Raw genomic sequence first — 20,251 nt, forward strand, 5'->3', positions numbered from 1 at the left:
CCACGCCTCGAACGCCTCGGGCTCCATCACAACCGCACCGAAGGCCATGTAGGCATGGCTTTCGCCGCAGAACTCGGTGCATTGTCCGCGATACTCGCCCGGCTTGGTCGGCTCCAGCGACATCCGCGTCTCGCGCCCCGGAATCATGTCTGTCTTGCCCCCCAGCGCAGGGATCCAGAAGGAATGGATCACCCGTTCGGCGTTCAGCGTGATCTCGCTGCGCTGACCTGTGGGCAGCCGCACCTCGTTGGCCGCCATCACCGGCACCTCCGAGCCCTCGGGCCAATAGGCCACCCGCCACCAGAACTGGTGGCCGGTCACCTCCACGCGCAATCCCTCACCCCTGTCGCGCTGCCTGGGCATCTCATTCAGCGCATAGGCCAGCAGGGTCGACAGCAGGATCACCGGCACCACCACGCCGCCGCCGATGATCAGCGCCTCGGCCGCACGCGCATTCAGCGGGCGCGGCGCAATTTTTGTGACGAAATAGATCAGCCCGTTCAAGGCGACCCACAGCACCACCGCCCCGCCGAGCATCACCCAGAACAGCGTCGCCAGCACCTCGGCGTCTCGCCCTGCCGGGTCCAGAACCGATTGCGGCCCGTCACAGGCACTCAGCGCGAAAACCAGCGACAGGACCCCCGGCCACCTCACAACAGGAACCGGACCAAAAGCCATGCGCCAATCGCGTAGGGCAGCATCGCTATCAGGAACACCAAGCCGTCGCGGGTCAGCATCGCCATCACCAGCAGGCAGACGCCCGTGGCTGCGATTGACCCCGAGAACGGAATGAACTCGAGAAACGGCATGGCCATCCCGCTCAGCAGGCAAATCCCCTGCGGCACCCACAGCAGCGGTCGGTGAAACAGGAACGACAGGCGTTGCCCGGTATGGCGCTCGATCCATTTCATCACCGGTGTGATCCGCGCCATCGCATGGTCAAGCTTGTCGCCGTCGATGGTCCTTCGCTTCAGCCGTTCGGGCAGATAGAACTTTTCCATCCCTAGGATCAGTTCGGCCGAGAACAGCGCGATCAGCACGCCGCATATCATCGAGACCCCCGGTATCCCCGAAAGCGGTGTGGCGGCAATCAGCGCCGGCACGAAGATCAGGGGCAAGACCCCGGCTTGCCCGGCGGCATCCATGATGGCCCCCACAGACACGTCGGGTTTGTCCGCGACCGAACGGATCCGGTCGATCACGTCGGTCAAAGGATGGGCAGAGGATACATTGGCTGTGTCAGTCAAGGCGCACGCCTTCCCACGGGTCCGCATGGACGGCAAACGCCGCAGCACACCCCTCGGGATCCGGGGCGTGGGACCGGGTCAAGAGCACTTGCAGATTGTCCGTGATGCATCTTCGGCCTTCTTGTATCGCAGATACAACGCCGATACCCAAATTCAGTTCCCGCAAAATCTGCCCGATCCGCCGTTTCTCATCAAAAACGCGGCATGGGCCAGGGATGACCCCCCGGGGCTTGGGATCAGCGATGTTCCGGCATGTCTAGCGCCAGACGAAACGGCAATCGTAGAGCACGCCAAACACGCCGCGCTTGCAGACCCGCACGCGCTTGGCCTTACGCTTGGGCTTCGGCTTGGGCTGGGTTTGCAGGAATGCCTCGTACTCGGTCTCGCTTTGCTCGCGCAGGGCGGTCAGTTGCAGATCGTCAAGATACCCGCTGACCGCAAAGCCCTGCTCGGCCTGCCACGATGAAATCGCCGTGCGGGTGTTCGGCCCAAAGACGCCATCCGCGCCGCCCGGGTCATGCGCGACCAGCCGCAGGCGATTCTGGATCTCGCGCCGTTCGCTGCGCGACAGGTCCAGCGCCGCCTCGATCTCTTCGGTGGCAAGCGCCGTCGGATCCACACGCGCGGTGCCCAGAACCTCAGGCTCCGTCACCAGCGGCGCGGAGTCGACGATGTTGACCGCCCCGACCGCCTCGGGCGTGAACGTCGCCTCATAGGTGGTCTCGGTTCCGCTGACCGTGTAGGGCGCGCAGTCCTCCAGCGCCACGACGGCATCCAGAAACAGCCGCCGGTGAACCGCCGATTGCGCCTCGTCGCCCACATGCCGGGGAATCCCCCGCAAGAGGCCCGCACTGTCCAGGACAAAGCTGATCGTGACCGCGTCATCGCCCTCGGCGTCTGTATTGCCCGTGTAACAGGCCGCGATCTGGTCCCGCAACGGGCGTGCGGTGCCGGTCTGGTCCAGCGGCGGCGGATCGGTGCGCGTCGTCGCCGGTTCGGGCAGCACATCCGTCTCGGGCGCCTGCGCCGCCGTTGCACGGTCTTCGCCATCCGCCGCGCCGGTGGCGGCAGGGTCGACGCGATCCGCGTCGGCCCCGGTCACGTCGATCCCGGCACCGCCCTGCGCCGGCGCCGGCTCTTCCAAAGGCGTCGCGGTGACGGGCGGCTCCGGCAGTGGCTCGGGAAGCGGCTCCGCCCCTTGCGTCTGGCCCATTGCACCACCTGCCCCAAGCAGCAACACGGCACAAATCCGGGCACCTGCCCGAAGCCGAAGATTGAACAAACCGCGTGCGCCTGTCACGACATCGCCCTCCATGAACCTTTGTGCAGAATAAGGCGTGCAACGGGCCAAAGGTCAAGGTTGGGCACATGAAACGGCCCGGCCGGCGGCGGCGCAATGCCACCCGCCGCCGCGTTGGCGGGTCAATCCGGCGCACACCAAACTGGCCCGATTGCGCATCAGACATTGCAGCACGCGCATCGCTGAACTATCTATGCAACGGACGCGACGCCCGCGCAAACCAAGTTTGCCGGGTCGCAAAATTCATCCGTCGGGGGGCCCTTGGGGGCTGAGAGGTGCACGCACCGACCCGTCGAACCTGATCCGGGCAATACCGGCGTAGGGAACGGGTAGAATGTGCAAAGAACGCACAGGCTCATTCTTACGTTGGCACGCCCCCAGACATGGAGACGCGCCAGTGACACAAGGATTCACCACGCCCGCAGCAGGCCCGCCGGCATGACATCCGTGACCGTCATCGGCGCCGGTGTCGCCGGCCTGTGCGTGGCGCGCACCCTGCTGGACCGCGGAGCGACGGTGACGTTGATCGACCGCCACGCCACTCCCGGGCCCCATGCCTGTTCGTGGTGGGCCGGCGGAATGCTCGCCCCCTATTGCGAAGGCGAAAGCGCCGAGGAACCCGTGCTGCGCCTCGGAGCCGAGGCCGCCGACTGGTGGCAGGCCCATACCGACTGCGTCACCCGGCGCGGCTCGCTGGTGGTCTCGCCCGGGCGCGACAAGGCCGATCTCGCCCGCTTTGCCCGGTTGACCACGGGCCACCGCGCCGTCGCTGGCCCCGAGATTTCCGAACTGGAGCCCGACCTTGGCACGCGCTTCAATCGCGGGCTTTTCTTCGAGACCGAGGCGCATCTCGCCCCCCGCGCGGCGTTGGCCGCGCTGCGCGACAGCCTGGCGGCCGACGGCGCCACCTTCCGGCAGGACGAGGCAGACCCCGACGCTCTTGCCGCGCATGGCCTCACGGTCGATTGCCGTGGCTTTGCCGCGCGCGACAGCCTGCCCGATCTGCGCGGCGTCAAGGGCGAGATGCTGATCCTGTCCTGCCCCGACGTGGCACTGTCGCGGCCCATCCGCGTGCTGCATCCGCGCGTGCCGATCTATGTCGTGCCGCGCGGCGACGGGAGGTTCATGCTGGGCGCCACCATGGTCGAGGGCCGCGCCGGGCGCCACGTCACGGCCCGCGCCATGCTGGAACTGCTCAGCACCGCCTACGCGCTGAACCCGGCCTTCGGCGAGGCCGAGGTGGTCGAGATCGGCGTCGACAGCCGACCCGCCTTTCCCGACAACCTGCCGCGCATCCGCCGCGACGGCACCCTGATCCGCGCCAACGGGCTGTACCGCCACGGCTTCCTGCTGGCCCCCGCGCTGGCCCGGATGGTCGCGGACCTGATCCTGCACGACAAAAGACCGGAGGTTTCCGATGAAATTGCAGCTTAACGGCACGCCCGTACACTCCGACGCGCCGACCCTGGCCGCGCTTCTGACCGCCCAGGGCTACGGCGACGCCAAGATCGCGACAGCCGTAAACGGCACCTTCGTGCCCGCGTCCCTGCGCGCCGACCATGCCCTAGCCGACGGCGACAGCGTCGAGGTTCTGGCCCCGATGCAGGGCGGCTGAGCCATGCGCGACTTCTACGGCACCACCCTGCCCACCGGCTTCATGCTGGGCACCGCCCAATACCCCTCGCCCGCCATTCTGGCCGAGGCGTTCCGGCGCAGCGGCGCCAGCGTCGCCACCGTGTCGCTACGCCGCGAAAGCGGACAGGATCGCGCGGGCCAGGATTTCTGGACCCTGATCCGCGACCTGGGCGTGCATATCCTGCCCAACACCGCCGGATGCCACAGCGTGAAAGAGGCCGTGACCACCGCCCACATGGCGCGCGAGGTCTTCGACACGCCCTGGATCAAGCTCGAGGTCATCGGCGAGGAAGACACCCTGCAACCCGATGTCTTCGGCCTGGTCGAGGCCGCCCGCATCCTGACCGAGGACGGCTTTCAGGTGTTCCCCTACACCACCGAGGATCTGGTCGTCGCCGACCGCCTGCTCAATGCCGGTTGCGAAGTGCTGATGCCCTGGGGCGCGCCCATCGGCTCGGGTCTGGGCCTGAACAACATCTTCGGCCTGCGCGCGCTGCGGGCGCATTTCCCCGATGTGCCACTGGTGATCGACGCAGGGCTTGGCCTGCCGTCACAGGCCACGGCAGCGATGGAGCTGGGCTATGACGCCATCCTGCTCAATACCGCCGTCGCCAAGGCCGGCGACCCGGCGGCCATGGCCGAGGCGTTTGCCCTCGCCCTCAAGGCCGGGAAACTGGCCCAGTCTGCCGACCCGATGGAGCCGCGCGACATGGCGGCCCCCTCGACCCCCGTGATCGGCAAGGCCTTCCTCGAATGACGCTCGACCGTTTCTACCCGATCTTCGACAGCGCCGACTGGATCGAACGCCTCGTGCCGCTGGGGATCAAGCTGGTGCAACTGCGCGTCAAGGATGCGGCACCCGACACCCTGCGCGACCACATCCTGCGGTCGAAGGCAGTCTGCGACGCGCATGGCTGCACGCTCATCGTCAACGACCACTGGAGCGAGGCTATCGACACCGGCTGCACCTACATTCACCTTGGGCAGGAAGATCTTGATACCGCGGACATTTCCGCCATCCGCGATGCCGAGCTGCGCCTTGGTATCAGCACCCATGACAAGGCCGAACTCGACCGCGCGCTGGCGCTTGAGCCAGACTACATTGCCCTCGGCCCGATCTATCCCACGATCCTGAAAAAGATGAAGTGGCACGAACAGGGCCTCGACCGTCTGACGCAATGGCGCGGTCTGATCGGCGACCTGCCCCTCATCGCCATCGGCGGCATGTCGGTCGAGCGCGCGCCCGGCGCCTTTGCCGCCGGGGCCGACGTGGTGGCCGCCGTCACCGACATCACCCTCAACGACAGCCCCGAGGACCGCGTCCGCGCATGGCTGGCGGCAACCCGATGAGCCGCTACGCCCGCCAGACCTGCCTGCCTGAGGTGGGCGAGCCAGGACAAGTCGCGCTGGAAGCAGCGCATGTGCTGGTGATCGGCGCGGGCGGACTGGGCGCGCCGGCGCTGCAATACCTTGTCGGTGCGGGCGTAGGACGGCTGACGCTGGTCGACGGCGACACGGTCGCCCTCACGAACCTGCACCGCCAGACGCTTTTTCGCGAAGACGACATCGGCCGCCCCAAGGTCGAGGCCGCCGCCGACACCTTGCGCCGCCTGAACACCGACTGCACCATCGACACCGTCGCCGCCCCGCTCGATCCGGTCAACGCGCCCGGCCTCGTGGCGCGGGCGACACTGGTGCTCGATTGCGCCGACAGTTTCGCGGTCAGCTATATTCTGTCCGACACCTGCCTCGCCGCGGGCGTGCCGCTGATCAGCGCCTCGGTCTTGGGGGTCGCGGGCTATGCCGGCGGCTTCTGCGGGACCGCGCCGTCGCTGCGCGCCGTGTTCCCGGACCTGCCCGACCGCGCCGCCACCTGCGCCACGGCGGGCGTCATGGGGCCGGTCGTCGGCATGATCGGGGCGGCACAGGCACAGATGGCGCTGGCCTGCCTGACCGGTCAGACACCGTCGCCGCTGGGCCAGGTGCTGACCTTCGACATGCAAGGCTATCGCAGCAGCAGCTTTCGCTTCGACGCGGCGCCCGAGCCTGCCGCGGACCTGCGCTTCATCGCCGCCAGCCAGATCACCGCGCGCGATTTCGTGGTTGAACTGCGCCCCCCGGATGAGGCGCCCAGGCCGGTCTTTCCCCACGCCCGGCGCCTTCGGCTTGAAGACATCAAAAGCGGCTCCGGCCTTGCGCCGCCCGACGGCCGCCGCGCCGTCTTCGCCTGCCGCTCGGGCCTCCGGGCCTGGCAGGCGGCCACCCATCTGCGCCAGACCTGGAGCGGCGAGATCGCCCTGGTCGCGGCCGGCGACCCGATCAGCACCTGAGCCGCTACAAGCCTACCGCTGGCGTCTGGACCCGGCGGTCCGGGTCGCAAACTGCATCAGCCGCATGAATTTGGGGCAGTCCATGTGGGTCTCTGCCGGGCAGTCCGCCACATGGCGCAATGCATCGCGCAGCCGCGTCAGGTCGCGGATCTGAGCGTCCAGCCTGTCGGCCCTCAGATGCAGCTCTGTCCGCGGCAGTTGCGGCGTGCCATCGGCCCCGAACATGCCGCGCATCTCGGCCAACGAGAATCCGGCCAGCTTGCCAAGGGAAATCAACGCCAGCTGTGTCGCCACCGGCGCATCGTACTGCCGCCGCAAGCCGTGCCGTCCTTCCGACCGGATCAGCCCGATGTCCTCGTAATACCGCAAGGTCGACGGTGGCACGCCGCTCTGCCGGGCCAGTTCGCCAATATCGAGAAGTTTCATTCTTGACCTCAAGTGAACTTGAAGTAGCAAGCCTAGGCGGTCTTCACGCAATTCACAAGGACAGACCCCATGACCAACACGCCTGCACCCCGCCCCTTGCTTTCCCTCATGCCGACGCTGGCCCTGGCCACGGTGACGGCCTCGCTGGGGGTCGGCATCGCCACCGTACTTCTGCCAGCACTGACGCGGGATTTCGGCGCGTCCGTGTCGCAGGCGCAATGGGTCATGCTGGGCTACCTCCTGTCGCTGACCACCTCGATCGTCACAGCCGGACGGCTGGGGGACCTGGTCGGCCGCCGCCGCGTGCTGATTGCGGGACTGGCGGTGTTTGCCGGGGGATCGATACTTTGCGCCATGGCGCCGGACATGGCCCTGCTGATCGCGGGCCGGGCGCTTCAGGGGCTGGGCGGCGCGGCCCTGATGGCCATGCCGATGGCGCTGGCCCGAGACCTTGTGGCCGACAGCCGCCTTGGTACGGCCCTTGGCGTGCTTGGGACGTCTTCGGCGGTCGGCACCGCCCTCGGTCCGTCGCTGGGCGGCCTGTTGCTGGCCTGGGCCGACTGGCGCGCCGCGTTCTGGGGACTGGCCGGGATCGGCGTGCTGGCAGCGGTCCCGGCGCTTTGCTGCATCCCGCGCGACGTGGGCCGGACGCGCCTGACGCCCAGGGCGCTGGACCTGCCTGGAAACGGCCTGCTGGCGATTTCGCTTGCGGGCTACGCCATGGCCGCAAGCGGCCAGGCCGCCACCGCCGCGCTGACACCGCTCGGGCTGGCGGCCGTGACCCTGACCGCGTTAGTCCTGTTCGTGCGCGTCGAGGCGCGCGCCCCCGCCCCGCTTGTGCCCCTGGCGCTGCTGCGCGACGGGCGCACCGGGCTGGGGGTCGCGATGAACGTGGCGGTGGGAACGGTGATGATGGCGACGCTGGTCGTCGGGCCTTTCTTTCTGGCCTTCTCGCTGCGCCTGCCGGATGCGGGCCTCGGCCTTGTGCTTGCGGTCGGCCCGATGGTTTCGGGGCTGACCGGCATACCCGCCGGCTGGCTGACCGACCGGTTCGGCGCGCGCCGCGTGATGCTGGCCGGATTGGCGCAGACGGTCGTTGGCCTGCTCTGCCTGGCCGTTGTTCCCCGGCATTTCGGCGTAACGGGATACATCCTGGCGCTGATCGTTCTGACACCGGCCTTCCAGCTGTTCCTTGCCGCCAACAATACCGCCGTCCTGTCCGATACCCCGCGCGACATCCGGGGGCGCGTGTCCGGCCTGCTGGGGCTGTCGCGGAACCTCGGACTGATGACGGGTGCCTCGGTCATGGCCGCCCTTTTCGCGGCGATCCTCGGCACGGGGGACCCGTCAGGCGCCGCGCCGGACCGCGTCGCTCAGGCGTTTTCCTTGACCTTCATGGCCGCAGCCTGTCTTGCCCTTTTCACGCTGGGCCTTGCGTTGCTTGCCCGGACCACGCATCGCCACGCGGTTCCCGGGCCCGGCGACGCGCCCGGCAAATCCCACACAACCTGCACATGAACAATCTGAAAAAAATCATCTTTTACCCTGAGCGCGCCACAAAATTGCCCGATTTGGCCGTGAACAATCAGAACGCGAGCTGGTATTTAATGTTGAAAGTGAAACAATGCGTATCCTTGCGATAGATGACGAGCCGATCTTTTGCGACTTGCTGACGACCCGGCTTGAACAACTGGGCTACACGAACGTCGAAACGGCATTCAACGGGCCGGACGCGCTTGCCATCGCCGCCGCCAGGACCAAGTCCATCGAGTGTTTCATCGTCGACATCCGCATGATGCCGATGGACGGGATCGAACTGGTGCGGCGCCTGCGCGCCATTCCGCATCACCAGGCGACGCCCATCGTGATGCTGTCGGCCCTGACCGACAAGGCGTCGATCGACGCGGCCTTCATGGCGGGGGCGAATGATTACATCACCAAGCCTCTCGACATGGTCGAACTGAAGATCCGCCTCGAAATGGCCCGCAACATCCTGGCCGAACGCGCCCAGGCCCGCCTGCTGCACGAACACGTCCTGAAACAGGAGGCGATCCTGTTCCCCTCGGCCGATTTCGACGGCGAGATCATCCTCGACGACGTGCCCGGTGCGGTCAGCCTGATGTCGATGGAAAACTTCCTTCTCAAGCAGGGCAACTTCCGCCTGCGCCAGTCATGCGCGATCGGCTTCACCCTGCCCCAGGCCGAGCACTATTTTCGGATGATGGACCCGACCTACTACGCCGTGCTGATCGGCGATATGGCGCAGGCCGTGTCGCGGTCGCTTGCGGCCTGTCCGCACATGCTGACCTGCCCCGGCAAGGGCGATATCGTCGCCCTGCTGATAGACCAGCCGCAGGTCGACGCGGTGCTGATCGAGGAAAACCTCGCGCACGAACTCGAAGCCCTGCGCCTGCGCTTCTCGGCCATCGACATGACGCTGCCGCAGGTCTTCATCGGCGCGCCGGTCCGCAACGGTCTGTTCCGCACGCAGTGCCCCACCAGCCTGATCACGCGGGCCCGCCGCGCCGCGCGCGCGCCCGACGAGGCCGTTGAAACACGCAAACTGCAGGCAATCGCATGACCGCCCCCGCCCGCCCCGCGCGGCCCGACGCCGCCGCGGCCCGGTCCAGCATCGCAGACGCCCTGGCCGGAATGCGCCGCGATTTCTGCGCCGGCCTCGATGCGCGCATCTGCCGGATCGAAACCGCCCGCTTGGCCCTTGGCTCCGACACCGAAGCCGCGCTTGAAAGCCTGCAATTCGAAGCCCACCGCATCTGCGGCGTCGCCGGAAGCCTTGGTCTCGATGACGTCTCGGTCGAGGCCCGCGCACTGGAAGACGATGTGATGCAAATTGAACGCAAACCCTTGTCGACAGAGGCCCAGGCGGCGCTGAACGCGCGGGTGGAACGGTTTCTCGACCTGCTGGAAGATCACCTGACCGAAATCTGACCGACTCCACGGCGCGCCGCGCCACCGGATCGACCACCGACAGAAACCGCACTTAGGGGGCTCCGACGTGCCTAGTCGTACCGCAAGACTGAAAAAGGTCTTCAAACTCCGCGAGTTTCCCATCGCGGTGGGCATCACGATCATCGTGATAGGGGTCTTGACGGCGCTCGTCGCCAGCCAGGTGAACACCCGTCTTCTGGACCTGGCCCGGCAGGCTGCCAGGGAAGACGTTGGCAAGAACGCCGACGCGATCGCAGGCGCTTTGCAACGCGAGTTGACCAAGGTCGACGTCATCGCTCGCGCGATCCGTTATTCCATCGAACAAAGCCCCAACATGACGCAACAGGAGTACCAGGATCTGGTTGGACCTCTGATCGGGACGACTCCCTCGATACTCCTCGTTGGCCGGTCCCGCGGTTACGTGGTTGAACAGGTTTTCCCGATCGACGGCAACGAAAAGGCAATCGGTCTGGACTATCGCTTGGTTCCGACACAGTTCATGTCCGTCCGCGAGGCTTTGCGCACCGGCCAGGCATCGCTGGAAGGACCGATCGATCTCGTACAGGGGGGCAAAGCATTCATCCAGCGGACCCCATACTACCCGAACAACCGGGAAGACATGTCCCGCATTGCCTCCGGCATCATCTCTGTCGTTGTCGACCGAGACCGGCTGATATCACAGATAAATCAAGACCTTGGTATCGAGGCGCATACTGTCGCAATCCGCAGTCTGACCCCGGATCTCGTGCCCGCGAAAATGATGTACGGGCCCAAAGGCGTCTTTGACGAAAGCCCCATCCTGCGCCAGGTTCCGACAGAAAGCAGCATCTGGCAAATCGGTCTCGTGCCATCCTCGGGCTGGCCCGCGCACGTTCGCGCAGCGACTTACGTCTGGGTGCTCAGCCTGCTTGGCTGCTCGGCGTTCGGGGCGATGTTCCTCGCGCTTTGGTCGATGTACCGCTCCAAGCGCATCGCCGAGGGCCAACTGCGCTCGGCCATCAACTCTATCGATGACGGCTTTGCCCTCTACGATCAGTTCGATCGCCTGGTCTTCGCCAACGAGAAATACCTGTCCTATTACGAACTGTCGCGCGATGCCATCTTCCCGGGCAACAGCTTCGAAAACATCCTGCGCGAGGGACTCAGGAACGGCCAGTACAAGGATGCCATCGGTCGCGAAGAGGCCTGGCTGAAAGAGCGGCTGGACATGCACTTCAACCCGAGAGAGCCGATCGAACAGAGGCTGGGAGACGGCCGCTGGCTCAAGGTGGCCGAGACCCGCTCGCCGGACGGCGACACCGTGGGGTTCCGCGTCGACATCACAGAGCTGAAGCAAGCACGTGAACGGGCCGAGGCGGCGAACCGGGCCAAGAACAATTTTCTCAACATCATCAGCCACGAGCTGCGCACACCGCTGACATCGGTCATCGGCTATGCCCGCTTCCTGGAAAACCTCGATGTCCTGCCCGGGTACAAGGCGCTGGACCGGGCCGTGCGCAGCGGCGCGGACAAATCCGAATGCGCCGAGGCACTCGCCGCGTTGCGCAGTGACGTGTCCGGTATGTCCGGCCGCATCAGCACCGCCAGCGATCACCTTCTCGGGCTGATCAACGACGTGCTGGACCGCGCCAAGCTCGAGGCCGAAACTGTCGAGCTGAACGTTGAGCAGATCGATCTGAAGGACACCGTCAAGACCGTCACCTCGAGCCTTGGAATCAAGGCGACCGAAAAGCGCATTTCGCTCACTTCGGATATCGCCCCCCTTCTGATCACGGCCGACGCGAAGCGTCTGCGCCAGGTGCTGATCAACGTCGTCGGCAACGCCATCAAGTTCACCGAAACCGGTGGCGTTCACCTGTCGTCGGACAGCGACGACACGACCGTGCGGATCACCGTGCGCGACACCGGCTGCGGCATACCCGCCGACCAGCTGGACCAGATCTTCGATCAGTTCGTGCAGGTCGACACCTCCGTCACGCGGCGCAACTCGGGCACCGGACTGGGCCTTGCGATCAGCCGCGAACTCATCGAATTGCACGGCGGCAAGATCTCGGTCGAAAGCGAAGAGGGCCGCGGCAGTACCTTTACGCTCACTCTTCCGATCCGCGCGCGGAGCATGGAAATGGCCGCCTGACGCGTAGGGACACTCTGATTTGCCTAAACTTTTTCTTTTTTCAGCCCAATGAACACCACCCCCAAGAGTTAAGATTTTTTTGGTCGGCACCCCGACACGGCACGAAAGGGCATCCATGTTACCGATTGCACATTCTCAAGGATCCAAGAACTGCGGCGCGCCATCGGCCGATGCCGCCACCACAGACCTTTCGTTTCTGGAAACGATTCTCGAAAGCCTTCAGGACGGCGTGTACGTCTATGCCAGCGACACGCTCCGCATTCGTTACATGAACGCAGCCGCCCGTGCCCGCCATGGCTGGACCCCCGAAGAGGCCCGCACCAAGCGTATCAGCGACACCGCCGCCACCTTCGACAGCAAGTCCTTTTTCCGCGCCGCGGCCCCGCTGCTCAGCGGCGAGGAAAGCGCGATCACACTTGAACTCACACATCTCACCCAGCCGATCGAAGTCTCGACACGGCTTGTGCGCACGCGCGACGAAGGCGATTTCTTCGTCTCCGTCCTGCGCGATATCTCCGCCCGCAAAAGCGCGCAGTTCGACAAGGTGCAAACGGTATCCACCGTCAGCCACGAATTGCGCACGCCACTCACGTCGATCCACGGGGCTCTGCGCCTGCTCAAGGCCGGCGCGGTCTCCGAGCTGGACCCCAAGACACAAAGCGTGGTCGACATCGCCGCCCGCAATACCGACCGCCTGCTGTCGATCGTCAATGACATTCTCGACCTGGAAAAGATCAACAGCAACAAGATGGATTTTTCCATCGCCGAAATGGACGTCGTCGAGTGTGTGCAGGACACCGTCGAACTGATTTCCGGCGCGGCTCTGGAAAACGAAGTCCGGCTCGAGGTCGACACCGAGCTGCGCAGCGCCATGGTGCTGGGCAACGCTGAACGCATCACCCAGGTCATTACCAATTTCGGCTCGAACGCGATCAAGTATTCGCCCCGGGGCGGCGTCGTGCGCGTCGGGATTTCCCAGTCAGAGGAGGGCATCGTCATCTCCGTCGCCGACGAGGGTCCGGGTATCTCCGAAGAACAGAACCGCATGTTGTTCAAGCCCTTCTCTCAGGCCCGCGCCGGCGATGGCACCAAGCGTCCGGGAACCGGCCTCGGCCTTGCGATCGTGGCCGCCATCGCAAAGCGCCTCGACTATCCCATCACCTTTCATTCCCAAGTCGGCCAAGGCAGCACCTTCCAGGTCCGGATCCCCCCGCATCTTGTGCTCTGGACCGATCTGCATCAGGATATCGGGTCGGTAGCGAGCTAGGCATGACCAACATCCTCGCCTTTCCCAACCGTCCCGAGGAGGACACAGTCGTGACGCGGCAGCCCCTGCAAACCATCCTGCATGTGGACGATGACGAAGACATTCGTGTGATCATTCACATGGCCCTTGAAACCGTCGGCTCGTTCGACGTGCACCAATTTGCCACCGGCCAGGATGCCGTCGAGGCCGCGGTGTCGGTCAACCCGCAGATGCTGTTGCTGGATGTCATGATGCCCGACATGTCCGGCGAGGACGTCTGGCGCGCCATCACGGCCCAGCCCGGCCTTGCGGACATCCCCACCATATTCCTGACGGCGAAGGCCGAAGACTCGTTTTCCAAGCTACTGCGTGACAAAGGCGCCTTGGCCGTCATCACCAAACCGGTGGATCCGATGATGCTGTCGTCCCAGATCGAGGACATCTGGCAAAAGCTATGATCCGACCGGCACAGCCGAGGATGCCCGCGGCAACGCGGGGGCTCAGCCGTCGCCTAAATTCTTGAAATCGCCGGAATCGAGTACGGGGGCCGCGTCGATCTCGTCCGCGTCCAGCATCGCCGCCACCCGCTCCAGGCTGGACACCAGCATCGCCTGCTCCCAATCCTCCATGACGGAAAACTTGCGAACAAAGCGCTGTTGCAGCGGGTCGGGCGCCTTGGCCAGCGTCTCGCGTCCTTTTGCGGTCAGGTGGATATTGGTCTGCCGGCGATCCCGTGTCGACTTCTCACGCAGCACCATCCCCTCGTTCACCAGCTTGTCCACCAGCGAGGTCACGGTCGCTTGCGTGACCCGCATCCGCGACGATATCGCAGTCGCGGTCGCCTGCCCGGTCTCGCCGATGATCTGCAAGACCCGGAACTGCGCGGGGGTCACCCCGGCGGACTGCTGAACCTCGCGACCAAAAAGGTCGGTCGCGCGAAGAATGCGTCTGAGGGCTACTAAAGAGGTATCGATGCGGTCCATTCCTACCTTTGGCGTTTCGTTTGGATAGCTAAACATATACGCGGTGATTTCGTTTGTGAAGCCCCCTGTAGTTAGGAAACTTAACCAGTCAGCCTCGTACATGTATGTCGCGGCAAAGTATTTTTCTATAAAAAACATAGGCTTTTGGCGGAGTTTAGTTAGCCAAACAAAAAATATACTTAGTCACTTGAAGTACCCCCACCCCGATGCTACTTTGTTAGCCAAAGCAAATCGGAGAACAAACTATGCCCCGCGACCTTGCAAAAGAACTGACCCCGACCCTTCGTGAGCCCGATGCAACCGACGGCTCCGAAATCTGGGAACTCGTGCGCGAGTGCAAGCCGCTCGACGAGAACTCCATGTACTGCAACCTGATCCAGTGCGATCACTTTGCCGAAACCTGCGTTCTTGCCGAAATCGAGGGCAAGCCCGTCGGCTGGGTCTCCGGTCACGTCATCCCGAGCGACCCCGAAACACTGTTTATCTGGCAAGTCGCCGTCTCGGAAGACGCGCGCGGTATGGGACTTGGATCGCTGATGCTGAAAGAGGCGCTGGGTCGTGACGCGTGCGCCGACGTCAACAAGATCCAGACCACCATCACGTCGGACAATGACGCGTCCTGGGCGCTTTTCCGTAAATTTGCCGAAGAGTGCGGAACCGATCTTAATGCTGAGGCGTATTACGAGAAGGACGAGCACTTCAACGGCCAAAGCAAGACGGAGAACCTCGTGACGATCCCGCTGGCTGAAGAGCTGGCGAAGGTGGCCTGATACCGGGGCCACCTCCCCCACCCCCCCTCAAATTCTGACATTGAAAGAGAGGTCGTATGTCTACGAATACCTCCCACAAACCTGTTTTCGAACGCCGTGAATCCGAGGCCCGCAGCTACTGCCGCGGGTTCGATACGGTGTTCACGTCCGCATCCGGCGCCGAGATGACCGATGTGGATGGACGCACCTTCATCGACTTCCTGGCCGGATGTTCCTCGCTGAACTACGGTCACAACGACCCCGATATGAAGGCGGCGCTGCTCGATCACATCACAAATGACGGCATCGCGCACGGGCTCGACATGATGTCCGACACCAAGGCGCAGTTCCTTGAGACTTTCGAGAAGCTGATCCTCGAGCCGCGCGGCATGGACCACAAGATCATGATGACCGGCCCGACCGGCACGAATGCTGTCGAAAGTGCGCTGAAACTCGCGCGCAAGGTCACCGGCCGCCGCGATGTCATCGCCTTCACCAACGGCTTTCACGGCATGACGCTGGGTGCGCTCGCGTGCACCGGTAATGCCGGCAAACGCGCGGGTGCCGGTGGCGCACCGCTCTGCGGCATCAACCGGATGCCCTACGACGGCGCGTTCGGCGACGATGTCGATACGATCGGTCAAATGGAAATGATGTTCGACAACCCCTCGTCGGGCGTCGAAGCCCCCGCCGCCTTCCTGGTGGAACTGGTGCAGGGCGAAGGCGGGCTTAACGCCGCATCCAAGGACTGGGTCGAGCGCCTGGGCCGCCTGGCCAAGAAGCACGGCACGCTCCTGATTGTCGACGACATCCAAGCGGGTATCGGCCGCGCCGGCAGCTTCTTCAGCTTTGACGACATGGATGTCGAACCCGACATGATCCCGCTGGCGAAGTCGCTGTCCGGCTTTGGCCTGCCCTTTGCCGCGCTGCTGATCCGTCGCGACCTCGACATCTGGAAACCGGCCGAGCACAACGGCACGTTCCGCGGCAACACGCACGCCTTCATCACTGCGCGCGTCGCGCTCGAAAAATTCTGGTCGGACGACAAGTTCAAGAACGAGATCGCGGAAAAGGCCCAGATCCTCGAGACGCGCCTGCAACGCATCGCCGACATGGTCCCGGGTGCCAAGCTCAAGGGCCGCGGCATGATGCGCGGCGTCGACGTGGGCTCGGGCGAACTGGCCGAGCAGATCTGCGGCGAAGCGTTCCGCAACGGTCTGATCATCGAGACCTCGGGCAGCTTTGACGAAGTGGTCAAGGTGCTCGCACCGCTCACTATCCCGGTCGAGCTGTTCGAAAAGGGTCTCGATATCCTGGAAAAAGCCGCCTCGACCTGCGTCGAAGGCCACAATATCGCAGCGGAGTAACCGAAATGATCGTCAGAGACTTCAACAAGATCACCGAAAACGAAAAAGACCGCGTGGTCTCGGACGCCAACTGGACAAGCGTTCGGATGCTGCTGGCCGATGACAACATGGGCTTTTCGTTCCACATCACCTTCCTCGAAGCCGGGTCCGAACACACGTTCGAGTACAAGAACCACTTCGAGAGCGTTTATTGTATGCAAGGCACCGGCTCGATCACCGACATCGCCACCGGCGAGACGCATGAGATCAAGCCCGGGGTGATGTATGCACTGGACAAGCACGACCGCCACATCCTGCGCGCCACCGAAGAGCTTGTGATGGCCTGCTGCTTCAACCCGCCGGTCACCGGCAACGAGGTCCATCGCGAAGATGGCTCTTACGCGGCGCCCGAACCTGCCGAGGCGTGAACCAATGACCCACACAGTGGAAAAAATCGGCGGGACGTCCATGTCCCGCCTGCACGAGCTGCGCGACACGCTTTTCATTAAGAACGGCGAACCGCAATACGGTCGTATATTCGTGGTCTCGGCCTTCGGCGGCATCACCGACATGCTGCTGGAGCACAAAAAGACGGGCGAGGATGGTGCCTATGCCGCCTTCGCCAACGCCGAAGACGACCACGGTTGGCACGCCGCGCTGACAGAGGCCTGCCGCGCCATGATCAAGGCACATGAGGATGTGCTTGAGCACCCGGACGACCTCGCCCAGGCGACGGCCTTCGTGAACGAACGGATCGAAGGCGCACGCAATTGCCTGATCGACCTGCAACGCTTGTGCTCCTATGGTCATTTCCGGCTGAATGCGCACCTGATGCACATTCGCGAGCTGCTGTCGGGCCTTGGCGAAGCACACAGCGCCCACGTGGCCGCCCTGGTCCTGAAACGCGCCGGCGTCAACGCCCGCGCGGTGGACTTGACCGGATGGCGGGAAGATGGCGAGGTCACGCTGGACGAACGTATCAACAACGCCATGGCCAGTATCGACCCGGCCACGGAGATGCCCATCGTCACCGGCTATGCCCAGTGCCGCGAGGGCCTGATGAAGGAATTCGACCGCGGCTATTCCGAGGTCACGTTTTCCCAGATGGCCGCCCTCACTGGCGCGCGCGAGGCGATCATCCACAAGGAATTTCACCTCTCCTCCGCCGATCCCAAGCTGGTCGGCGCCGAGAACGTGCGCACCTTGGGTCACACAAATTACGATGTGGCCGACCAGATGGCGAACCTCGGGATGGAGGCGATCCACCCCTCCGCCGCCAAGACCCTGCGCCAGGCCGGCGTGCCGCTGCGCGTCACCAACGCGTTCGAACCCGAAGAGCCGGGCACGGTCATCGACGATCAACCCGCCGACAAGCCGGCGGTCGAGATGGTCACCGGCCTCGACATCGTCGCGCTTGAAGTGTTCGAACAGGACATGGTCGGCGTCAAAGGCTACGACGCCGCCATCCTCGACGCGCTGACGCGCCATGACGTGCGCATCGTGTCCAAGGCGTCGAACGCCAACACGATCACGCACTATGTCGACGCATCGGTCAAAGCCATGCGCAAGGTGGCCGATGACCTGGCCGAGAAGTATCCGCAGTCCGAGATCCGCAACCGCAAACTTGCGCTGGTCTCCGTCATCGGACGCGATCTTGACGGGCTCAGCACCCTGCAACACGGGCTTCAGGCGCTGGCCGACAACGGCATGGCCTCGCTCGGGGCCACGCAAGGCCCGCGTCACGTCGATACGCAATTCATCCTCGAACGCGAGGACCGCGATCCGGCGATCAAGGCGCTGCACGACGTGTTCTTCGGCAAGGCATCCGACGACCCGGCAAAAAAGCCGGGCATGACGATGGCTGCCTGACAGCGCCCTAGCCGCAATAAACAGAGAAAAGCGCGTGCCGGCATCCCGGCACGCGCTTTTTGCATTCAATCGATCAAGAGTTGATTCAACCGTCCAAAGATTTCGGCAACGTGCTTTCAAACACGTTGCCCTCGGTATCCGTGGCCTTCACCGTCAGGTCTGTCGAGCCGTTGTCGTTATAGAAGAACCGGAACGACGGGTTTTCCGAGATCGAAATCCCCCCCGTCATCGTGAACAGCATTTCGTCACCCTGCCGCACCTCGATCGTGTCGATGAAATGCGCCGGGATGAACAACTGCGTGATCTGGTCCCGTTGCAGACCCGAATAATTCGGATGCCGGATCATGATCTGCGCCTCGCGCCGGGGCGTGGATACCGCCGCCGTCTCGCCAAAGCTGCGCAGCTTCATCTGCCCCATGCCCGCCAGCGCCTGCTCGGGGTCTTTCGAGGCCGGGGCAGAACAGCCGCCCGACGCCTTGACGAACCGCCCGGTCATGTAAAGACCGTCTTCGGTTTCGGTGATGACACGGACGTTGGAATACTGGTTCACCCGCACCCGCATCTCGAAATCGAGCGGCCCCATCCCGGGCCCGAACGTGAATTCCCCCGCCACCGGCGCGGGGTTCTCGTCGATCACCACGGTGGCCGACCTGATCTGCGCCTCCGGGTCGGTCTGCGTCAGCTGCACTGGCACGGTCGCCGCATCATGCGCCCGGTACGGCGCCTTAACGCTGAGCGGGCCCTCCGCCTCCTCCAGCGTGGCCTCGCCCAGCACGTCATAGCGCAGATCCTGCCAGGTCGGGCTTTCGGTCAAAGGGTTCTTGACCGCCTCCTCAGCCCAACCGGCAGAGGCCGCGAGGCCCAGCGCCAGGACGGATGCAATTGCATGTCTCATACGGCCTCCTCCCGTAATGCGATCATGTTATGCCACGAAACGGCGGCAAAATCCATCTATACGAAATGGGGCATGGACCTCACAATCGCGTGTGCGATCATCCCCGCATGTTCGAAATCGTCGTCACAGCCTGTCTTGCGCTTGCCCCGGCCGATGCCGACCCGGCCTGCCGGGACATGCTGCTGGCGGGGTACGAGACGCCCACACAGGCCGCGTGCGAGGCGCAACTCCCTGAACTGTCGAAGAAATACGACGACCCACGCTGCGTGCCCGCTGGCCCCGCGCTTGACGTGACCGAGGTTGCACCGGGCGTTTTCGCCCATCTGGGCCGGATCGAGGAACCCGACACCGAAAATCGCGGCGACGTCGCCAATCTCGGCTTCATCGTGGGCGCCGACAGCGTCGCGGTGATCGACACCGGCTCGGCCCGCTGGATCGGCGAGGCGCTCTGGCGCGCCATTCGCCAGCACACCGACAAGCCCCTCAGCCACGTGATCCTGACCCATATGCATCCCGATCACGTGCTGGGCACCGACGCCTTTCGCACCACCGGGGCCAATATCGTCTCCCACGCCACCCTGCCCCGCGCGCTGGCCGACCGGCAGGCCAATTACGCGGAAAGCCTCACGCGCCTCATCGGCCCCGCCTTCGCCGGCTCCGCCGCACCGGACACCGACATCACGGTCGCCCCCGGCACCCCGATGCAAATCGACCTCGGCGGCCGCACCCTCACCCTGCACGCATGGCCCACCGCCCACACCGGCAATGACCTCACCGTGCTGGACGAAGTGACCGGCACGCTTTTCACCGGCGACCTCGTCTTCCACATGCACACCCCCGCCCTCGACGGCAGCGTCCTGGGCTGGCTCGACGTGCTGGATACCTTGCAAGCGTGGAACGTCGCCCGCATCGTGCCCGGCCACGGCGGCCCCGTGCTGGACTGGCCCAAAGGCGCCAAGGACCAGCGCCGTTATCTCGAAACCCTGCGCGACGACACCCGCGCCGCCATCGCGAGCGGCACCCGCCTGGGCGACGCCGTCACCACCATCGCGGACAGCGAAGCGGACAAGTGGCAGCTTTTCGAGGCGTACAACCCCCGCAACGCCACCGTCGCCTTTACCGAACTGGAGTGGGAATAGCGT

General features: G+C 64.5%; 22 protein-coding genes and 1 riboswitch. Of the genes, 16 read left to right on the forward strand and 6 right to left on the reverse strand.

Annotated elements, in window-relative coordinates:
- The 3 genes from coxB to XM53_RS18420 form a co-directional block, all read right to left on the reverse strand.
- Positions 1–654: cytochrome c oxidase subunit II (coxB, locus tag XM53_RS18410; protein WP_236544559.1), on the reverse strand; the 654-nt coding region annotated here is incomplete at its 3' end.
- Entirely contained in the window at positions 651–1,247 is a 597-nt protein-coding gene (locus XM53_RS18415) for an exopolysaccharide biosynthesis protein (RefSeq protein ID WP_160321415.1), read from the reverse strand. The genes XM53_RS18415 and coxB, both read right to left, overlap by 4 nt.
- A gap of 256 nt (positions 1,248–1,503) precedes the next feature.
- Positions 1,504–2,460, reverse strand: a complete 957-nt coding sequence (locus XM53_RS18420) for a peptidoglycan-binding domain-containing protein (RefSeq protein ID WP_160321416.1) — start codon at positions 2,458–2,460, stop codon at positions 1,504–1,506.
- Between the two features lie 328 nt (positions 2,461–2,788).
- Positions 2,789–2,889, forward strand: a riboswitch (TPP riboswitch).
- Between the two features lie 96 nt (positions 2,890–2,985).
- On the opposite strand from XM53_RS18420, the gene XM53_RS18425 reads away from it, so the two are divergent.
- Genes XM53_RS18425 through XM53_RS18445 form a run of 5 tightly spaced genes read left to right on the forward strand, consistent with a single transcriptional unit; the run spans position 2,986 to position 6,512 of the window.
- A complete protein-coding gene (locus XM53_RS18425; protein ID WP_057796015.1) occupies positions 2,986–3,981 on the forward strand; it encodes an FAD-dependent oxidoreductase in 996 nt (331 codons plus the stop codon).
- Positions 3,965–4,162 carry a sulfur carrier protein ThiS gene (thiS, locus tag XM53_RS18430; RefSeq protein ID WP_057796018.1) on the forward strand — a complete coding sequence of 66 codons (198 nt, stop codon included), beginning with the start codon at positions 3,965–3,967 and terminating at the stop codon, positions 4,160–4,162. Before XM53_RS18425 ends, thiS begins: the two co-directional genes overlap by 17 nt.
- 3 nt (positions 4,163–4,165) lie before the next feature.
- A complete protein-coding gene (locus XM53_RS18435) occupies positions 4,166–4,939 on the forward strand; it encodes a thiazole synthase (RefSeq protein ID WP_057796021.1) in 774 nt (257 codons plus the stop codon).
- Positions 4,936–5,532 (forward strand): thiamine phosphate synthase, encoded by a 597-nt coding sequence (locus tag XM53_RS18440; RefSeq protein WP_057796023.1) that lies wholly within the window; start codon positions 4,936–4,938, stop codon positions 5,530–5,532. The genes XM53_RS18435 and XM53_RS18440 overlap by 4 nt, the downstream gene beginning before the upstream one ends.
- Entirely contained in the window at positions 5,511–6,512 is a 1,002-nt protein-coding gene (locus XM53_RS18445; RefSeq protein WP_057796025.1) for a HesA/MoeB/ThiF family protein, read from the forward strand. Before XM53_RS18440 ends, XM53_RS18445 begins: the two co-directional genes overlap by 22 nt.
- Positions 6,513–6,524: 12 nt before the next feature.
- Here XM53_RS18445 and XM53_RS18450 read toward each other — a convergent pair whose 3' ends face one another.
- Complete coding sequence (locus tag XM53_RS18450; protein ID WP_057796027.1) at positions 6,525–6,938, reverse strand: helix-turn-helix domain-containing protein; 414 nt, start codon at positions 6,936–6,938, stop codon at positions 6,525–6,527.
- 69 nt (positions 6,939–7,007) lie between these two features.
- On the opposite strand from XM53_RS18450, the gene XM53_RS18455 reads away from it, so the two are divergent.
- From XM53_RS18455 to XM53_RS18480, 6 genes are all read left to right on the forward strand, one after another.
- Complete coding sequence (locus tag XM53_RS18455) at positions 7,008–8,456, forward strand: MFS transporter (protein WP_057796028.1); 1,449 nt, start codon at positions 7,008–7,010, stop codon at positions 8,454–8,456.
- Positions 8,457–8,562: 106 nt separating this feature from the next.
- The gene (locus XM53_RS18460; protein WP_057796030.1) at positions 8,563–9,519 is read left to right on the forward strand and encodes a response regulator transcription factor; all 957 of its coding nucleotides are present in this window, start codon (positions 8,563–8,565) and stop codon (positions 9,517–9,519) included.
- Positions 9,516–9,887 carry an Hpt domain-containing protein gene (locus XM53_RS18465; RefSeq protein WP_057796032.1) on the forward strand — a complete coding sequence of 124 codons (372 nt, stop codon included), beginning with the start codon at positions 9,516–9,518 and terminating at the stop codon, positions 9,885–9,887. Before XM53_RS18460 ends, XM53_RS18465 begins: the two co-directional genes overlap by 4 nt.
- 67 nt (positions 9,888–9,954) lie before the next feature.
- A complete protein-coding gene (locus tag XM53_RS18470) occupies positions 9,955–12,021 on the forward strand; it encodes a sensor histidine kinase (RefSeq protein ID WP_144435609.1) in 2,067 nt (688 codons plus the stop codon).
- Between the two features lie 115 nt (positions 12,022–12,136).
- Positions 12,137–13,288, forward strand: coding sequence for a PAS domain-containing sensor histidine kinase (locus tag XM53_RS18475; protein WP_057796036.1), 1,152 nt, complete (start codon positions 12,137–12,139; stop codon positions 13,286–13,288).
- Between the two features lie 2 nt (positions 13,289–13,290).
- Complete coding sequence (locus tag XM53_RS18480) at positions 13,291–13,725, forward strand: response regulator (protein WP_057796038.1); 435 nt, start codon at positions 13,291–13,293, stop codon at positions 13,723–13,725.
- A gap of 42 nt (positions 13,726–13,767) precedes the next feature.
- Here the strand turns inward: XM53_RS18480 and XM53_RS18485 are convergent, their stop codons facing one another.
- On the reverse strand, positions 13,768–14,250 hold the full coding sequence (locus XM53_RS18485) for a MarR family winged helix-turn-helix transcriptional regulator (protein WP_082631114.1): 483 nt from the start codon (positions 14,248–14,250) through the stop codon (positions 13,768–13,770).
- A 245-nt stretch (positions 14,251–14,495) separates the two neighbouring features.
- On the opposite strand from XM53_RS18485, the gene ectA reads away from it, so the two are divergent.
- From ectA to XM53_RS18505, 4 genes are read left to right on the forward strand one after another with little or no spacing between them, the layout of a single operon-like run.
- Complete coding sequence (gene ectA, locus XM53_RS18490) at positions 14,496–15,020, forward strand: diaminobutyrate acetyltransferase (RefSeq protein ID WP_057796040.1); 525 nt, start codon at positions 14,496–14,498, stop codon at positions 15,018–15,020.
- 56 nt (positions 15,021–15,076) lie between these two features.
- On the forward strand, positions 15,077–16,366 hold the full coding sequence (ectB, locus tag XM53_RS18495) for a diaminobutyrate--2-oxoglutarate transaminase (protein ID WP_057796042.1): 1,290 nt from the start codon (positions 15,077–15,079) through the stop codon (positions 16,364–16,366).
- Between the two features lie 5 nt (positions 16,367–16,371).
- Positions 16,372–16,773 carry an ectoine synthase gene (locus tag XM53_RS18500; RefSeq protein ID WP_057796044.1) on the forward strand — a complete coding sequence of 134 codons (402 nt, stop codon included), beginning with the start codon at positions 16,372–16,374 and terminating at the stop codon, positions 16,771–16,773.
- 4 nt (positions 16,774–16,777) lie between these two features.
- Positions 16,778–18,214 (forward strand): aspartate kinase, encoded by a 1,437-nt coding sequence (locus XM53_RS18505; RefSeq protein WP_057796047.1) that lies wholly within the window; start codon positions 16,778–16,780, stop codon positions 18,212–18,214.
- Between the two features lie 85 nt (positions 18,215–18,299).
- Here the strand turns inward: XM53_RS18505 and XM53_RS18510 are convergent, their stop codons facing one another.
- Positions 18,300–19,109 carry a quinoprotein dehydrogenase-associated SoxYZ-like carrier gene (locus XM53_RS18510; RefSeq protein WP_057796049.1) on the reverse strand — a complete coding sequence of 270 codons (810 nt, stop codon included), beginning with the start codon at positions 19,107–19,109 and terminating at the stop codon, positions 18,300–18,302.
- A gap of 107 nt (positions 19,110–19,216) precedes the next feature.
- On the opposite strand from XM53_RS18510, the gene XM53_RS18515 reads away from it, so the two are divergent.
- Positions 19,217–20,248 carry a quinoprotein relay system zinc metallohydrolase 2 gene (locus tag XM53_RS18515; protein WP_057796051.1) on the forward strand — a complete coding sequence of 344 codons (1,032 nt, stop codon included), beginning with the start codon at positions 19,217–19,219 and terminating at the stop codon, positions 20,246–20,248.
- Positions 20,249–20,251 lie beyond the last annotated feature (3 nt).

Origin of the sequence: Roseovarius atlanticus, from assembly GCF_001441615.1 — a bacterium.
In the GTDB taxonomy this organism is placed as follows: domain Bacteria; phylum Pseudomonadota; class Alphaproteobacteria; order Rhodobacterales; family Rhodobacteraceae; genus Roseovarius; species Roseovarius atlanticus.

Coding starts and splice junctions, on each gene's coding strand:
- XM53_RS18420 (WP_160321416.1), bottom strand. CDS start 2,460: ATGGGCCAGACGCAAGGGGCGGAGCCGCTTCCCGAGCCACTGCCGGAG.
- XM53_RS18425 (WP_057796015.1), top strand. CDS start 2,986: ATGACATCCGTGACCGTCATCGGCGCCGGTGTCGCCGGCCTGTGCGTG.
- thiS (WP_057796018.1), top strand. CDS start 3,965: ATGAAATTGCAGCTTAACGGCACGCCCGTACACTCCGACGCGCCGACC.
- XM53_RS18435 (WP_057796021.1), top strand. CDS start 4,166: ATGCGCGACTTCTACGGCACCACCCTGCCCACCGGCTTCATGCTGGGC.
- XM53_RS18440 (WP_057796023.1), top strand. CDS start 4,936: ATGACGCTCGACCGTTTCTACCCGATCTTCGACAGCGCCGACTGGATC.
- XM53_RS18445 (WP_057796025.1), top strand. CDS start 5,511: ATGGCTGGCGGCAACCCGATGAGCCGCTACGCCCGCCAGACCTGCCTG.
- XM53_RS18450 (WP_057796027.1), bottom strand. CDS start 6,938: ATGAAACTTCTCGATATTGGCGAACTGGCCCGGCAGAGCGGCGTGCCA.
- XM53_RS18455 (WP_057796028.1), top strand. CDS start 7,008: ATGACCAACACGCCTGCACCCCGCCCCTTGCTTTCCCTCATGCCGACG.
- XM53_RS18460 (WP_057796030.1), top strand. CDS start 8,563: ATGCGTATCCTTGCGATAGATGACGAGCCGATCTTTTGCGACTTGCTG.
- XM53_RS18465 (WP_057796032.1), top strand. CDS start 9,516: ATGACCGCCCCCGCCCGCCCCGCGCGGCCCGACGCCGCCGCGGCCCGG.
- XM53_RS18475 (WP_057796036.1), top strand. CDS start 12,137: ATGTTACCGATTGCACATTCTCAAGGATCCAAGAACTGCGGCGCGCCA.
- XM53_RS18480 (WP_057796038.1), top strand. CDS start 13,291: ATGACCAACATCCTCGCCTTTCCCAACCGTCCCGAGGAGGACACAGTC.
- XM53_RS18485 (WP_082631114.1), bottom strand. CDS start 14,250: ATGGACCGCATCGATACCTCTTTAGTAGCCCTCAGACGCATTCTTCGC.
- ectA (WP_057796040.1), top strand. CDS start 14,496: ATGCCCCGCGACCTTGCAAAAGAACTGACCCCGACCCTTCGTGAGCCC.
- ectB (WP_057796042.1), top strand. CDS start 15,077: ATGTCTACGAATACCTCCCACAAACCTGTTTTCGAACGCCGTGAATCC.
- XM53_RS18500 (WP_057796044.1), top strand. CDS start 16,372: ATGATCGTCAGAGACTTCAACAAGATCACCGAAAACGAAAAAGACCGC.
- XM53_RS18505 (WP_057796047.1), top strand. CDS start 16,778: ATGACCCACACAGTGGAAAAAATCGGCGGGACGTCCATGTCCCGCCTG.
- XM53_RS18510 (WP_057796049.1), bottom strand. CDS start 19,109: ATGAGACATGCAATTGCATCCGTCCTGGCGCTGGGCCTCGCGGCCTCT.
- XM53_RS18515 (WP_057796051.1), top strand. CDS start 19,217: ATGTTCGAAATCGTCGTCACAGCCTGTCTTGCGCTTGCCCCGGCCGAT.